This window comes from Fluviirhizobium alvei, assembly GCF_030551875.1.
Lineage (GTDB): Bacteria > Pseudomonadota > Alphaproteobacteria > Rhizobiales > Rhizobiaceae > Rhizobium_E > Rhizobium_E alvei.
In genome coordinates, this window is the sequence record NZ_JAUOZU010000013.1 from 58,921 (window position 1) to 72,925 (window position 14,005).

Genomic DNA, 14,005 nt, shown 5'->3' on the forward strand with positions numbered 1-14,005 from the left:
GGGAAAGCTTTCGGTCATCGCCACAAACTGAAACGCCGGCCATATGGCCGGCGTCCAGACTGGGTTTTCCAGATTGAGCTTTGGCTCAGGCAGCCAGAACCTTCGCACCTTCGTGCATTTCGTAGCCGAGCGCTTCGGCAACCGCCTTGTTGGTGATCTTGCCCTTGTGGACGTTGAGACCGTTCATCAGGTGGCGATCCGCAAGGATGGCCGCGATGCCCTTGTCGGCCAGAGCCAGGCCATGGAAGATGGTGGCATTGTTGAGCGCATGGGCAGACGTCACAGGAACGGCGCCCGGCATGTTGGCGACGCAATAGTGGATCACGCCGTCGACTTCATATGTCGGGTCGGAGTGGGTCGTGGCATGCGAGGTTTCAAAACATCCACCCTGGTCGATGGCAACGTCAACGATGACGGCACCCTTCTTCATGCCCGAGAGCATCTTGCGCGTCACGAGCTTCGGTGCGGCCGCACCCGGAATGAGAACGGCACCGACCACGAGGTCAGCCGAGAAGACTTCATTCTCGAGCGCGTCGATCGACGAGAACAGGGTGTGGACGCGACCGGAGAAAATATCGTCGAGCTGACGCAGGCGCGGCAGAGAACGATCGAGAATGGTCACATCGGCACCGAGGCCAACCGCCATGCGAGCGGCATGAATGCCAACGACGCCGCCGCCGATCACAACCACCTTGGCCGGATTAACACCCGGGACACCGCCGAGCAGCACGCCGCGGCCACCATTGGCCTTCTGCAGCGAAAAGGCACCAGCCTGGATGGACAGGCGACCGGCGACTTCCGACATCGGTGCGAGAAGCGGCAGACCGCCGCGATCATCGGTCACGGTTTCATAGGCAACGGCAGTGACGCCGGACGCGAGCAGGCCCTTGGTCTGTTCCGGATCCGGAGCCAGATGCAGGTAGGTATAGAGGATCTGGCCTTCGCGCAGCTGCACCCATTCGGACGGCTGCGGTTCCTTGACCTTCACGATCATGTCGCAGGAGGCGAACACTTCGGCAGCAGTGGCGGCAATCTTGGCACCGGCTGCCACGTAATCGGCATCGCTGGCACCGATCCCGGAACCGGCATTGGTTTCGATCAGCACGTCGTGGCCGTGCGCCACATATTCGCGCACCGAAGCCGGCGTAAGGCCGACGCGGTATTCATGGTTCTTGATTTCCTTCGGGCAGCCGACGCGCATTGCAAATGTTCCCTTGTTTGGCACGGTTGGAAATTTCTTTCGATGCGCGATTAGACATGAGCCTCGATGAAATGTCCTTGCAAAGTTGGCTTTTCCCAAAACGCAAAATCGAATATTATTGCGCAATTAGCATCATTCTTCGAAGGATCATCGAATGGAAAAACTCGATAGCATGGATATGGCCATTCTTTCGGTCTTGCGCCGGCAGGGACGCATTTCGAATGCGGATCTCGCCGAACGCGTGGGCCTGTCGCCATCCGCCTGTTCGCGCCGCCTCGATATTCTCGAAAAGTCCGGCGTGATTGAAGGCTATTATGCCCGCATCAGCCACAAGGCGCTCGACTACAAGATGATGGTCATCGTCCATATCTCGCTGTCGGGCCAGTTTGCAAAGACGTTGACGGAGTTCGAAGCCGCCGTAAAGCGGGTCCCCAATGTCATGGTCTGTTACCTGATGTCCGGCGAATACGACTATCTCCTCCGCGTCGCCTGCAAGGACCTCGAGGATTACGAACGGCTGCACCGCGACTGGCTTTCGGCCCTGCCGCATGTGGTGAAGATCGTTTCATCCTTTGCCTTAAGAGAGATCATCGATCGTCCGAATGTCGAAATCCGTTGACTCCACCGGTTGCCGGGCGACCGGCTCAAATACGGCTTTACCGAAAATGCCGCACCTAATCTTTAACATGAATTACGAGTTTTATTTATCTGTAATCATGAAACTTTATCGAACTTTGAATCCCTGAATCTCTTTTTCGAAAAGCAGCGACATTTAAGGTAAGGTATTCATTTTATCATTCTGTTTATAAACACAAAATTTGAGTTTATATTCTCAAGACGCACATTCCTGGAAGAACGGTCAAACAGGACAGGCAATGTCGCAGCCATCATTGACCTTGCAGGGCGCCGAAGGCATCCTGATGCCATTGCTACGAGGACCCGACATGACCGCAACCGTTTCCACGATTTCCCGTCACGACAATCTGCCTTACTTTGAAGAACGGGCCGATCTGGCCTGCGCCTTCCGCTGGACGGCGCGTCTCAACATGCACGAGGCGGTCGCCAATCACTTCTCGCTGGCCGTCAACGATGACGGCACCCAGTTTCTGATGAACCCCAATCAGGTCCATTTCTCCTTGATTTCGGCCTCGAACATTCTGCTGCTCGATGCCAACGATCCGAAGACGATGGATCGACCGGACGCGCCGGATCCGACAGCCTGGGGCCTGCATGGCTCGATCCACCGCCGTCTGCCGCATGCGCGCTGCGTCATGCATGTTCACTCCATCTATTCGACGGTGCTTGCTTCGCTTGCGGATTCGCGTCTGCTGCCGATCGACCAGAACTGCGCCACCTTCTTCGATCGCTATGTCATCGATAATGACTACGGCGGGCTGGCGTTCGAGGACGAAGGCGAGCGCTGCGCCCGCCTGCTCGCCAATCCGAAGCACAAAGTGATGATCATGGGCAATCACGGGGTGCTGGTAATCGGCAAGGATGTCGCCGACACGTTCAACCGCATGTATTATTTCGAACGGGCAGCCGAGACCTATATCAAGGCGTTGCAGACCGGACAGAAACTGCGGATTCTATCCGACGAGATCGCCGAAAAGGTCGCCCAGGAAATCGAGGATTATCCCGGCCAGTCCGATCGCCACTTCGCCGATCTCAGGAAGTTGCTTCAAAAAAGCGAACCGGATTTTCTGGATTGACGCGACCGGCAGACCGCTCATACCAAGCGTCGATGATATGAACCGATTGCGTAGGACCGCACACCTTCATCCGACGAGGAGCATACCGGAGAGCGATGCAGAGGCATCGGTCGAGGATTGCGACAAAGTCGGGGAAGGATGTCCGGCCCATCCGGAGGACCGGGCGCTTTTGCCCTCCGGGCTTCGTCGAAAATCCGCGCCGGACCTTCTGGTCCGACTGTGGTTTTCTCCTCGCCGGAAACCAAAATCGCTCTGGCGCAATCGATCCCTATCATCGACGCTTGGTATCAGTCACCGCAGGTGATCGAGAAGGTCTTGCTCAGTTCCGAAACCTTGTTGCCGCCATCGATGATGGCGGCATCGATGGTAAAGCCGTTGCAGGCATGGTCGACGACGACGGTCCGCACCAGTTCATCCTTGGCAAAGAAGACCAGCGGATAATCCTTTTCGACCAGCGTTCCGATATCATCGAGATCCGATCGCGCACTCACCCGCAGAACCGGATTGGATTCATAAAGCTGGTTCGGTTTGCCGGAGAGAACGACGTCGACAATCATCTGGACACTGGTTCCCTTGTCATCATTGGCAACGATCTGGTCGTCCACCTTCGCCAGATTCTTGGACAGTTCACCGGTATCTTCGTAGATCAGATAGGCCCGGAAGCGATCGACTTTCGGCGGAGGCACATCCGCTGCCAGAGCAGGCACAGCCAGAATGGCCAGAGCGGCCAAAGTCCTGAACAAGATCTTCACGTCATGCCTCCCAACCTGCGCCTTCTGCGCACAATCTCTTCAGGCGTCGGTGACGTTGGCTTCAAACCGTCCGGTCCGCGACCCCATCGCCGAACAGGCTGGCGCCATGCTGATCGATGATCTGCTTTGCCTTGCGGAACGTAACCTCGACGGCGTCATCTTCGCTGGCAAACAGATCGGCGCGGATGAACCGGCGAACCAGCAGCTCCTCGCCTTTCTGGACTTCGATACGCCCGGCCAGCCGATATTGCGCACCGTCGCGCATCGGGATTGCGATGACCCGATAGTCGCCAATCATCTGCATCTGCTCGGCCTTCGCCGGCGTTTCCCTGGAACCGCCCGTAAAGGCACCGAAAATCTTTGAGAAAAATCCTGACATGCTCGGGATTTACCATAGGCCTGCGCAGGACGGAAGCAGCAAGTTTAACTTGCGAACCGGTCGCTGCCGATCTAGCCTCCGGTGACGTCGGGAGGGGCCGGGTTCGCTCGGCTGGCGCTTATGAAGGCATGGAAGAGAATGATCCTGTGGGGACTGTTGATCATCGTCGTTGCCTTGCTCGGCGCGTTTCTGTTCGGGCCGCGAACACCGGTCGATACGACAGTGCGCTTTGACCCGTCGAAAATCGGCAGCGACCTGGATGCCTACCTCGCCGAACGGGAACAGGGATATTCCGACATCAAACCGGGCCAGGCCAAATCGATCCTCTGGGCCGATCCGGTGGCCCGACGGAAAACACCGGTCGCGCTCCTCTATATTCACGGCTTTTCCGCTTCGTCGGGCGAAATCCGGCCGGTGCCGGAACGCGTGGCACAGGCACTGGGCGCCAATCTCTATTTCGCCCGCCTTGCCGGCCATGGCCGCAGCCATTCTGATGCCATGGGTGAAGCGACAGTCAATGACTGGGTCAACGATCTCGCCGAAGCGGTGGAGATCGGCCACAGGCTCGGCGACCGTGTGGTCGTGATCGCGACATCCACCGGTGCGTCGCTTGTCACATGGGCGTTGGCGGATCCACAATTTGCTGACCGGATCGATGCGGCAGTGTTCATATCACCGAACTATGGCGTCAAGGCTAACGGGGCTTTCGCCCTCACCCTGCCCTTCGCTCGTCAGATCGCCCACGTCCTTGTCGGCGATCGCCGCGGCTTCGAGCCTGCCAATGCCCTGCAGGCGGCTCTCTGGACAACGGATTATCCGGTCGAGGCCCTGTTACCGATGGCGGAAATCGTCAGGCTCGCGGCCGGTGCCGAAGTCGGCAAGATCAGGACGCCGGTTCTGTTCCTGATTTCGCCTCTCGACGAAGTCGTCGATCCAGTCGCTACCAAGGCAATCGCCGCCCGTTGGAGCGGACCTAACGAGATTGCCGAAATCGACACCCAAGACCCGTCGCACCATGTGCTGGCCGGTGATGCCCTGTCGCCTTCATCCAACGATCGCACGGTGCAGTTGGCCTCCGACTGGTTTCGGAAGCTCTGACCCCAATACGACTCTGACAGCGCGCCTGACGACGAAAAACAGGCTTGGCCTGCCAAGCATCGCAGCAATTGATGGCGAGTAAATCTTGACCGACCCAAAATAGAGCGCGTTTAATCTTCACAATGGCTAAGATTGATTCTCACGCCAAAACCGGAAAGAACACGCAATGACCCATGGCATTCGAGGCCGAACCTTCGCCGTCATCGCAGCTTCAGCACTCGTTTCCATCGGCATGCCGGTGAATGCATCTCACGCTGGCACTCTTGTCGATCTCGCCACGGAAGCGGAGCAACTGCTCGACAAGGGCAATGGGCTCGAAGCCTATGAAAAGCTGCGGTCGTCCCTGTCGAAAGCTTCCGAGAAAATTCCATTCGATATCAGACGGGCGTTTTTCGTCACGGCCAAGCCGGTTGTGTTCGGAAACTATGACCGGGTGAAGGAAAACCAATTTCCAGTCGGTTCATCCCTCATCACCTATGTCGAACCGGTCGGCCTTGCCTGGAAACCCAATGACAATGGCGAACTCTTCAGCCAGTTCACAGTCGATTTCGAACTGCGCAACCCGACCGGCGAAAAGCTCGCAGTCCAGAAGGCTTTCGGCAATTTCAAGGTCGAGAGCCGCGAACCACTGTTCGAAATCTATACGCCATTGACGCTAGATGTCAGTTCGGTCCCTGCAGGAGACTATGTCCTGCAATATACGTTCACCGACCAGAATTCCGGCAAGACCACCAGCATCGAGCAGAAGTTCACCCTGAAATAACAGGTTCAGAGTTCGACGATCTTGCCCTCGTCCAGCGTCACGCGCCGGTCCATGCGCGCGGCGAGTTCGTGGTTATGGGTCGCGATCAGCGCAGCCAGACCAGATTGACGCACCAGCGCTTCCAACGCATCAAACACGTAATGGGCCGTATGCGGATCGAGATTGCCGGTCGGCTCATCGGCCAGCAGGATGATCGGCGCATTGGCAACCGCGCGCGCAATCGCCACACGCTGCTGTTCGCCGCCCGACAGTTCCGCCGGACGATGAACGCCGCGATGGCCAACCCGCAGATAATCGAGCAACTGCCCTGCCCGCTCTTCCGCTTCCTTGCGTCCGAGCCCGGCAATCATCTGCGGCAGCATCACATTCTCGATCGCGGAAAATTCCGGCAGCAAGTGATGGAACTGATAGACGAACCCGATATCCGACCGGCGGATCGCTGTCCGTTCGGCATCCGCCAAGGTGCCGCAAGGCCGGTCATTGATGATGACGTCGCCATCATCCGGCCGTTCCAGCAGGCCCGCCAGATGCAAGAGAGTCGATTTCCCGGTGCCGGAAGGCGCCACCAGCCCGATCATCTCGCCACGACGCATGGTAAAATTCGCGTCCTTCAAAATGTCGAGCCGCTTGTCGCCGTCACCATAGTGACGCCCCACCCCTTCCAGCCGCAAGACTTCTTCAACAGCCATGGGTCGACCTATTCGTAACGCAATGCCTGGACCGGATCGATGCGCGAAGCGCGCCAGGCCGGCAGGATGGTGGCAAGGAAGGATAAGCTGAGCGCCATGATGACAACGGAAATCGTCTCACCCAGATTCATTTCGGCCGGCAACTGGCTCAGGAAGTAGAGTTCCGGATTAAACAGCGTCGTTCCTGAGAGCCAGGAGAAGAACTGGCGGATCCGCTCGACATTGAGACAGACGACGACCCCCAGGAAAACACCGGCCAGCGTCCCGGTCACGCCGATTGCGGCTCCGGTCATGAAGAAGATGCGCATGACGGCACCCGATGTCGCCCCCATCGTGCGCAGGATCGCAATATCGGTTCCCTTGTCCTTCACCAGCATGATGAGACCGGAGATGATGTTGAGCGCGGCCACCAGCACGATCAGCGTCAGAATCATGAACATGACGTTGCGTTCCACCGAAAGGGCTGAGAAGAAGGTGCGGTTCTTCTGGCGCCAATCGGTGATGAAGATCTGGCGCTCGGAAGCCTCCTCGACCTTGAGCCGCATCTCGTCGACATTGTCGGGATTGTCGATGAAAACCTCGATCGATTCCGCCAGCCCCTCGGCATTGAAGAACAGCTGCGCCTCTTCGAGCGGCATATAGATAATTGAGGCATCATATTCCGACATGCCGATCTCGAAAATCGCCGAGACCTTGTAGGCCTTCACGCGTGGATTGACGCCCATCGGCGTCACATCGCCGTCGGGAGATATGAGCGTGATGTTATCCCCGAGCGAAAGACCGAGATCGGCTGCCATCCGCGAGCCGATCGCGACGCCATCACCGGCGGCAAAACCGACGAGATCGCCCTGCTTGATATTGTCGGACACCTGCTTGAGTTTGGTCAGGTCGTCGGCGCGGATACCGCGCACAAGGGCGCCGGTCTTGCCCAAGGCCGTGCCTGACGCAAGCACCTGGCCCTCGACGAGCGGGATGGCCAGTTTCACGCCGGCGATCGCACCATATTTCGTCGCAAGGTCCGCATAGTTGGTGAGCGGGCCATCGATCGGCTGCACGATCATGTGACCATTGATGCCGAGGATGCGGCTGATCAGCTCGGTCCGAAATCCGTTCATCACCGCCATGACGATGATGAGGGTCGCCACGCCGAGCATGATACCGGCAAAGGAAAAGCCGGCAATCACCGAAATGAAGGCTTCCTTGCGACGCGGCCTGAGATAGCGGAAAGCCACCATCCGTTCAAACGTAGAGAAGGGCCGCGAAGACGCCACTTCACTCACCTTGTTATCCGCATTCGCCACGTTGATTTCGCCCATCCTCGGTCTGTGTTATGCCGTAATCTTGTTGATCGCCGCTTCGATGCTCATGGTTTCGCGTGCACCGGTCTTGCGATCCTTCAGCTCAACTTCGCCACTCGCAATCGAACGCGGCCCAACGATGACCTGGACCGGGACGCCGATCAGATCGGCAGTCGCGAACTTCGCGCCGGCACGGTCATCGGTATCGTCGTACAGAGCATCGAGACCTGCATTGCCGAGCTTCTGGTAGATCTCGAGCGAGGCAGCATCGCAGGCAGCATCACCAACCTTCATGTTGATGACGGAAACATCGAACGGCGCAACGGATTTCGGCCAGATGATTCCGTTCTCGTCATGGGAAGCTTCAATGATGGCCGGAACAAGGCGCGTCGGACCGATCCCGTACGAACCCATATGAACCAGATGTTCCTTGCCGTCCGGACCGGTCACACTGGCACCCATCGGTTCGGAATATTTGGTTCCGAAATAGAAGATGTGGCCAACTTCGATGCCGCGAGCCGAAAGCCGATCGCCTTCCGGAATGGCCGCGAAAGCTGCTTCGTCATGCATTTCCGAGGTCGCGGCATAGCGCGAGGTCCACTTTTCGAAGATCGACTGCAGACCATCGACGCTGTCGAAATCGGTATCGACCGGCGGAATGTCGAAATCGATGAAATCCTTGTGGCAGAACACTTCGGATTCGCCCGTATCGGCCAGAATGATGAATTCATGGCTGTGGTTGCCGCCGATCGGACCCGTATCGGCCCGCATCGGAATGGCGCGCAGGCCAAGCCGATCGAAGGTTCTGAGATAGGCGGTAAACATCTTGTTGTAGGCGTGCAGTGCGCCTTCCTTCGTCAGGTCGAACGAGTAGGCATCCTTCATCAGGAATTCGCGCGAACGCATGGTGCCGAAACGCGGCCGCAGCTCGTCACGGAACTTGAGCTGGATATGGTAGAGGTTGAGCGGCAGGTTCTTGTAGGACTTCACATAGGACCGGAAAATGTCCGTGATCATTTCCTCGTTGGTCGGACCATAGAGCATCGACCGCTCCTGGCGATCCTTGATGCGCAGCATTTCCTTGCCGTAATCGTCATAACGACCGCTCTCCTGCCAGAGCTCTGCCGATTGCAGAGTCGGCATCAGGAGTTCGACGGCGCCCGAGCGGTTCTGCTCTTCCCGAATGATGGCATTGACCTTGTCGAGCACGCGCTTGCCGAGCGGCAGCCAAGAATAGATGCCTTGGCTCTGCTGACGGATCATACCGGCGCGCAGCATCAGGCGATGCGAGACAATCTCCGCCTCCTTGGGATTTTCCTTGAGGATGGGCAGAAAATAACGGGAGAGACGCATGTTCGTATCCAGAAGAATGGCGCGCCATTGCGGAATCGCGCGAATTTCACAAGTTTCGTAGTGTTCATAATCGCTTCCGGCAACGAAAGAAACCCGCAACACCATTGATTTCAGGGGAAAGCCAGAGCGATCAGGATGCCAGTCGACGATCGTCTTAAGTGTCTAGCTGTTCTTCTTTTCACAGGCTCGCGCCGCCAAAAGGCACTTTTGTTACGAGATTATCAAAAATTGAGAGTCAACGGATTTTTTTTCGCCTGGTGTCTCATTTTTGCAAAAAAATGGATGACAGCGCTTAATTCTTGGGCTAGTTTCCGGCCATAAATAAGGCAGGGAGTTCAAATCCAAGCCAAGTTTCGCGGTTAAGTCTTGGGAGGATGAGATCTAAGGCGCGATTATCCGCAGCCCCCGAAAGGGTCAAAGGTCACGCGAAAACATTAAAAAACAAGGCTTTATGCCTTGTTTTTTTTTGCCCGCGAATCTGGAGTTGCTGTTTTCCGACGATCGCAAATCCGTTTACGACGAATAGTATGACTATTGCGACAGCTCTATGAGCCTGCCCGAATCCTTAATCGAAATTTGGTACCACTTGTGGAAAGGTAAACGCGTTCAGACCAAAGTAACGCGTCGCAACAAACCAGATCGCGTAAATCACGGCTGCAACTAAGGTCGTCATGAGGAACACGCGGCGCGCCCGGAACCGTGCCGGCGCACTTTTGACCGTGCCATTCACCACATTCTGCTCTTCAGCCTGGGTTCTAAGCCCGATCGGCAAGACGATGAACAGTGTAACCCACCAGCAGATGAAATATTCGGCAATGATCGAAACAATCGGCATGGCTTCCTCCGCAATAGGACCGATCAGGCAATCCGGGTCACGAAAACGGTCACGACCGGCTTCTTGCCCCAGGCTGCATTTGCGGCCGCACGAACGGAGCGCCGCACCGCTTCTTTCACCATATCGAGATCCTTGCGTTTCACACGCGGGATGCTTTCAACAGCGCCAAGAACAGCATCATAGAGAACATCCTCCATATCGTCGCCATCCTCGTCCAACGCCGGCAACCCAAACGCAACCACATCCGGGTCGGCGATGAAATCATAGCGGTTGTCGAGCAGAACATTGACGGAAACATGGCCGACAAATGAGAGCTTGCGGCGATCACCGATCCCGAGCTCGTCATAGTCGCCGATCAGCTTGCCATCCTTGTAGATGCGTCCGAACGGAGCAGCATCCACGATCGTCGCCGGCCCAGGTGCCAGACGCAGCATAGAACCGTTGCGCACCTCCGCAACGTCGGCAATGCCCGCCTCGCGGCCGAGGGCGGCATGGGCATGAAGATGGGCCGCCTCGCCATGGACCGGGACCAGGATCTGCGGCCGCACCCATTCATACATCCGCTTGAGCTCATTACGACGCGGATGGCCCGACACATGCACGAGCGCCTCGCCATCGGTGATGACGATCATTCCCTGATCGATCAGTGCATTCTTGATATCAAGAATGGCCTTTTCATTGCCGGGAATGGCGCGCGAGGAAAAGACGAACGTATCGCCGCGGGTGAAACCGATATTGCGCATTTCATCACGGGCGATCTTGGCGAGCGCCGCCCGCGCCTCTCCCTGGCTGCCGGTCAGGATGACGACGGCATTCTCGCGCGGCAGATAGCCGAACTCGTCCTCCTGAATGAACGGCTTCAATCCCTCCATCATGCCGAGATCATCGGCGACATCTGCGACCCGGCGCATGGACGAGCCGAGCAGAAGAACTTCGCGGCCCGCCTGTTCGGCAGCGAGCGCAATCGAACGGATGCGCCCGACATTCGAAGAGAAGGTGGTGATCGCGACGCGGCCCTCGGCGTTGCGGATGATCTCGGTCAGGCTGCGCGAGACATCCATTTCGGAAGGCGAATCCCCTTCCCGCTGGGCATTGGTCGAATCGCAGATCAGCGCCAGAACACCCTCGTCACCGATCTTACGGAATCGCACCTCGTCGGTGCGACCGAGCGTCGGCTCGGGATCGATCTTCCAGTCACCCGAATGAACGACATTGCCGAGTGGCGTACGGATCAACAGCGACATCGCTTCCGGTATGGAATGCGAGACTTCCACCGGTTCGATCAGGAACGGGCCGACCTCGACCTTCATGCCCGGATGCAGCGCCTTGACCGGAATGACATCGCGGGATTTTTCGTAATCGCCCTTCGCTTCGAGCAATCCGGCCGTGAAGGCCGACGCATAAAGCGGCGCTTCCAGCCGCGGCCAGAGATCCTTGAGCGCGCCATAATGGTCCTCATGCGCGTGCGTGATGAAGATGCCGAGAAGGTTCTTCTTTTCGGCTTCGACGAAGGAAATGTCCGGCAGGACAAGATCGACGCCCGGAAGGTCCGGCCCCGGGAAGGACACGCCGCAATCGACCATGATCCAGACGCGTTTTTGCGGCGGGCCGAAACCATAAAGGGCGAGGTTCATGCCGATCTCGCCGACGCCCCCCAACGGTAGAAATACCAGTTCTTCCGTTCCGGCCATACGCACACTCACTTTCGTCACTTCAGGAAAAGAACACATCGCCGGAAGCGATGAGCATATCGTCTCCGGATTCGAGCCGCAGTCGCAGCCGTCCATCACGTTCGACACCGGCGAATATGCCGGAAACCGAACGGTCTGGCAAATTGGCTGTGATCGGTTTGCCGACGCCGGCAATCGCCTCGCTCCAGCGGGACACGACCTTAGCCACGCCTCGCCCGCCATCCCACAGGGCCAGAACCTCGGCAAAAGCGACCATGAACCGGGCGAGAAGCCCCTCGGCATCGATCGAAACACCGGCTTCGGCCAGAGTGGTGGTTGGATAGAGCGGCGAATCCGGCTTGTGGACAATATTGACACCGCAGCCAATCACCACAGCATGGCGTCCATCGGCAAGCGTTTCGCCCTCCAGAAGAATGCCGCAAAGTTTCTTGCCATCGAGCAGAATATCGTTCGGCCATTTGATCCGTACGCGCTCCGGCGCCCAGGCGAACTCGGCTGATACGGCATCATGGACGGCAAGGGCTGCTGCGAGCGGCAGGGATGCAAGCGCGCTCATTTCAGCCGCAACATCGATCAACAGGAGGCTCGCATAGAGGTTGCCCGGTTCACTGACCCAGGGCCGGTTGCGCCGCCCTCGCCCGCTGGTCTGGCGCCGCGCCGTAACCCAGAGAAGGCCCGGGTCACCGTCCCGAGCCTTTTCAAGTGCGTAGGTGTTTGTCGATCCCACCTCATCGAGCGCGACATGTCGGTAGCGCTCGATGGATGCGACATCCGTCAGGCGATTGGCCATCAAAACAGCGCGATCGCCGCCGCTTCGGCAGCCGTACCGATGACGCTACCGAACAGGATGTATCCAACCACGAACAGGCCGGAGAGACCGAAGACCAGGCGCAGGCTGGCCGGAACGCGCGCAATCTCCGTGGTCGCTTCATCGAACCACATGATCTTGACAACGCGGAGGTAGTAGTAGGCACCGACGACCGAGGCGACCACACCGATAACCGAGAGAATATAGAGACCGGCCTTGATGGCTGCCATGAAGACGAAATACTTGGCGAAGAAGCCTGCAAGCGGCGGAATACCGGCCAACGAGAACATCAGGATCGTGAGAACCGTCGCCATCATCGGATTGGTGGTCGAAAGACCGGCAAGATCCGAGATCTTTTCCAGCGGCTCTCCATTCTTGTCGCGCATGGACAGGATGACCGCGAAGGAGCCGAGCGTCATGACCATGTAGATCGCCATATAGATGGCAACGCCGGTGATGCCTTCCTGATTGCCAGCCGAAAGACCGACAAGCGCATAGCCCATATGGCCGATCGACGAATAGGCCATCAGTCGCTTGATATTGGTCTGGCCGATCGCGGCAAAGGCACCGAGCACCATCGAGGCGATGGCGATGAAGACGACGATCTGCTGCCAGTCATGGAAGACGGGCTGGAACGGACCGGTCGCCGTGCGGACCATAAGCGCCATCGCGGCCACCTTCGGCGCAGCGGCGAAGAAGGCGGTGACCGAAGTCGGCGCACCTTCATACACATCCGGCGTCCACATATGGAAGGGAACCGCCGAGATCTTGAACGCCATGCCGGCAAAGACGAAGACGAGACCGAAGACGAAGCCGAGCGAGCGGGTTTCGGCAGTCAAGGCAGCTGCGATTTCGCTGAAGCCAGTATGGCCGGTGAAGCCATAGACCAGCGACATGCCGTAAAGCATCATGCCCGACGACAGCGCGCCGAGAACGAAATACTTGAGGCCGGCTTCGGTTGATTTCGCCGAGTCCCGGTTCATTGCCGCGACCACGTAAAGCGCCAGCGACTGCAGTTCGAGCGACATGTAAAGCGAAATCAGATCATGTGCCGAGATCATCAGCATCATGCCGAGCGTGGCAAGCAGGACCAGCACCGGATATTCGAACTTGTCGATCTTTTCGCTCTTGGCATTGGTGGCAGACATGAAGAGAGCCACGCCGGCACCAACCAGCGACAGCATCTTCATGAAGCGCGCGAACGCATCCGACACGAAGGCGCCGTTATAGGCGGTACCCTCGCTGCCGTAGAGGCCGAGAGCGACGCCTGCGGCGATGATCACCAGAATGGCGAGCGTCGTGACGACGCCAGCCGCCCGTTCGCCCGAGAAGACACCGACCATCAAGAGCACCAGCGCGCCGATCGCCAGGATCAGTTCCGGTGCCGAGATGTTCAGGCTTGCGATGAATGTTTCCACGGTCATTT

General features: G+C 57.8%; 14 protein-coding genes. 4 read left to right on the forward strand and 10 right to left on the reverse strand.

Features of this window, described 5'->3' with window-relative positions:
• Positions 1 to 85: 85 nt before the first annotated feature.
• A complete protein-coding gene (ald, locus tag Q4481_RS17310; RefSeq protein ID WP_304377659.1) occupies positions 86 to 1,201 on the reverse strand; it encodes an alanine dehydrogenase in 1,116 nt (371 codons plus the stop codon).
• A gap of 154 nt (positions 1,202 to 1,355) precedes the next feature.
• Between ald and Q4481_RS17315 the strand changes: the two genes are divergently transcribed.
• Both Q4481_RS17315 and Q4481_RS17320 read left to right on the forward strand, forming a co-directional pair.
• Entirely contained in the window at positions 1,356 to 1,820 is a 465-nt protein-coding gene (locus tag Q4481_RS17315) for an Lrp/AsnC family transcriptional regulator (RefSeq protein ID WP_304377660.1), read from the forward strand.
• Between the two features lie 325 nt (positions 1,821 to 2,145).
• Positions 2,146 to 2,913 (forward strand): class II aldolase and adducin N-terminal domain-containing protein, encoded by a 768-nt coding sequence (locus Q4481_RS17320; protein WP_354542189.1) that lies wholly within the window; start codon positions 2,146 to 2,148, stop codon positions 2,911 to 2,913.
• 287 nt (positions 2,914 to 3,200) lie between these two features.
• Here the strand turns inward: Q4481_RS17320 and Q4481_RS17325 are convergent, their stop codons facing one another.
• Positions 3,201 to 3,665 (reverse strand): hypothetical protein, encoded by a 465-nt coding sequence (locus Q4481_RS17325; RefSeq protein ID WP_304377662.1) that lies wholly within the window; start codon positions 3,663 to 3,665, stop codon positions 3,201 to 3,203.
• Between the two features lie 61 nt (positions 3,666 to 3,726).
• Entirely contained in the window at positions 3,727 to 4,044 is a 318-nt protein-coding gene (locus Q4481_RS17330) for an HlyU family transcriptional regulator (protein WP_304377663.1), read from the reverse strand.
• Positions 4,045 to 4,182: 138 nt separating this feature from the next.
• On the opposite strand from Q4481_RS17330, the gene Q4481_RS17335 reads away from it, so the two are divergent.
• Together Q4481_RS17335 and Q4481_RS17340 are read left to right on the forward strand one after the other, a co-directional pair.
• The gene (locus Q4481_RS17335; RefSeq protein WP_304377664.1) at positions 4,183 to 5,142 is read left to right on the forward strand and encodes an alpha/beta hydrolase; all 960 of its coding nucleotides are present in this window, start codon (positions 4,183 to 4,185) and stop codon (positions 5,140 to 5,142) included.
• Between the two features lie 166 nt (positions 5,143 to 5,308).
• Positions 5,309 to 5,905, forward strand: a complete 597-nt coding sequence (locus Q4481_RS17340) for a hypothetical protein (RefSeq protein ID WP_304377665.1) — start codon at positions 5,309 to 5,311, stop codon at positions 5,903 to 5,905.
• A gap of 5 nt (positions 5,906 to 5,910) precedes the next feature.
• On the opposite strand, the gene Q4481_RS17345 is transcribed toward Q4481_RS17340, so the two are convergent.
• The 7 genes from Q4481_RS17345 to nuoN all read right to left on the reverse strand — a co-directional run bounded on the left by Q4481_RS17345 (position 5,911) and on the right by nuoN (position 14,003).
• Positions 5,911 to 6,594 carry an ABC transporter ATP-binding protein gene (locus Q4481_RS17345; RefSeq protein WP_304377666.1) on the reverse strand — a complete coding sequence of 228 codons (684 nt, stop codon included), beginning with the start codon at positions 6,592 to 6,594 and terminating at the stop codon, positions 5,911 to 5,913.
• Between the two features lie 8 nt (positions 6,595 to 6,602).
• Entirely contained in the window at positions 6,603 to 7,895 is a 1,293-nt protein-coding gene (locus Q4481_RS17350; protein WP_304377667.1) for a lipoprotein-releasing ABC transporter permease subunit, read from the reverse strand.
• A 27-nt stretch (positions 7,896 to 7,922) separates the two neighbouring features.
• Entirely contained in the window at positions 7,923 to 9,245 is a 1,323-nt protein-coding gene (proS, locus tag Q4481_RS17355) for a proline--tRNA ligase (protein WP_304377668.1), read from the reverse strand.
• A gap of 565 nt (positions 9,246 to 9,810) precedes the next feature.
• Positions 9,811 to 10,080, reverse strand: coding sequence for a DUF1467 family protein (locus Q4481_RS17360; protein WP_304377669.1), 270 nt, complete (start codon positions 10,078 to 10,080; stop codon positions 9,811 to 9,813).
• A 23-nt stretch (positions 10,081 to 10,103) separates the two neighbouring features.
• A complete protein-coding gene (locus tag Q4481_RS17365; protein WP_304377670.1) occupies positions 10,104 to 11,771 on the reverse strand; it encodes a ribonuclease J in 1,668 nt (555 codons plus the stop codon).
• A gap of 22 nt (positions 11,772 to 11,793) precedes the next feature.
• Positions 11,794 to 12,561: a biotin--[acetyl-CoA-carboxylase] ligase gene (locus tag Q4481_RS17370; RefSeq protein WP_304377671.1), complete on the reverse strand. Its 768-nt coding sequence runs from the start codon at positions 12,559 to 12,561 to the stop codon at positions 11,794 to 11,796.
• Positions 12,561 to 14,003, reverse strand: coding sequence for an NADH-quinone oxidoreductase subunit NuoN (gene nuoN / locus Q4481_RS17375; protein WP_304377672.1), 1,443 nt, complete (start codon positions 14,001 to 14,003; stop codon positions 12,561 to 12,563). The genes Q4481_RS17370 and nuoN overlap by 1 nt, the downstream gene beginning before the upstream one ends.
• Positions 14,004 to 14,005 lie beyond the last annotated feature (2 nt).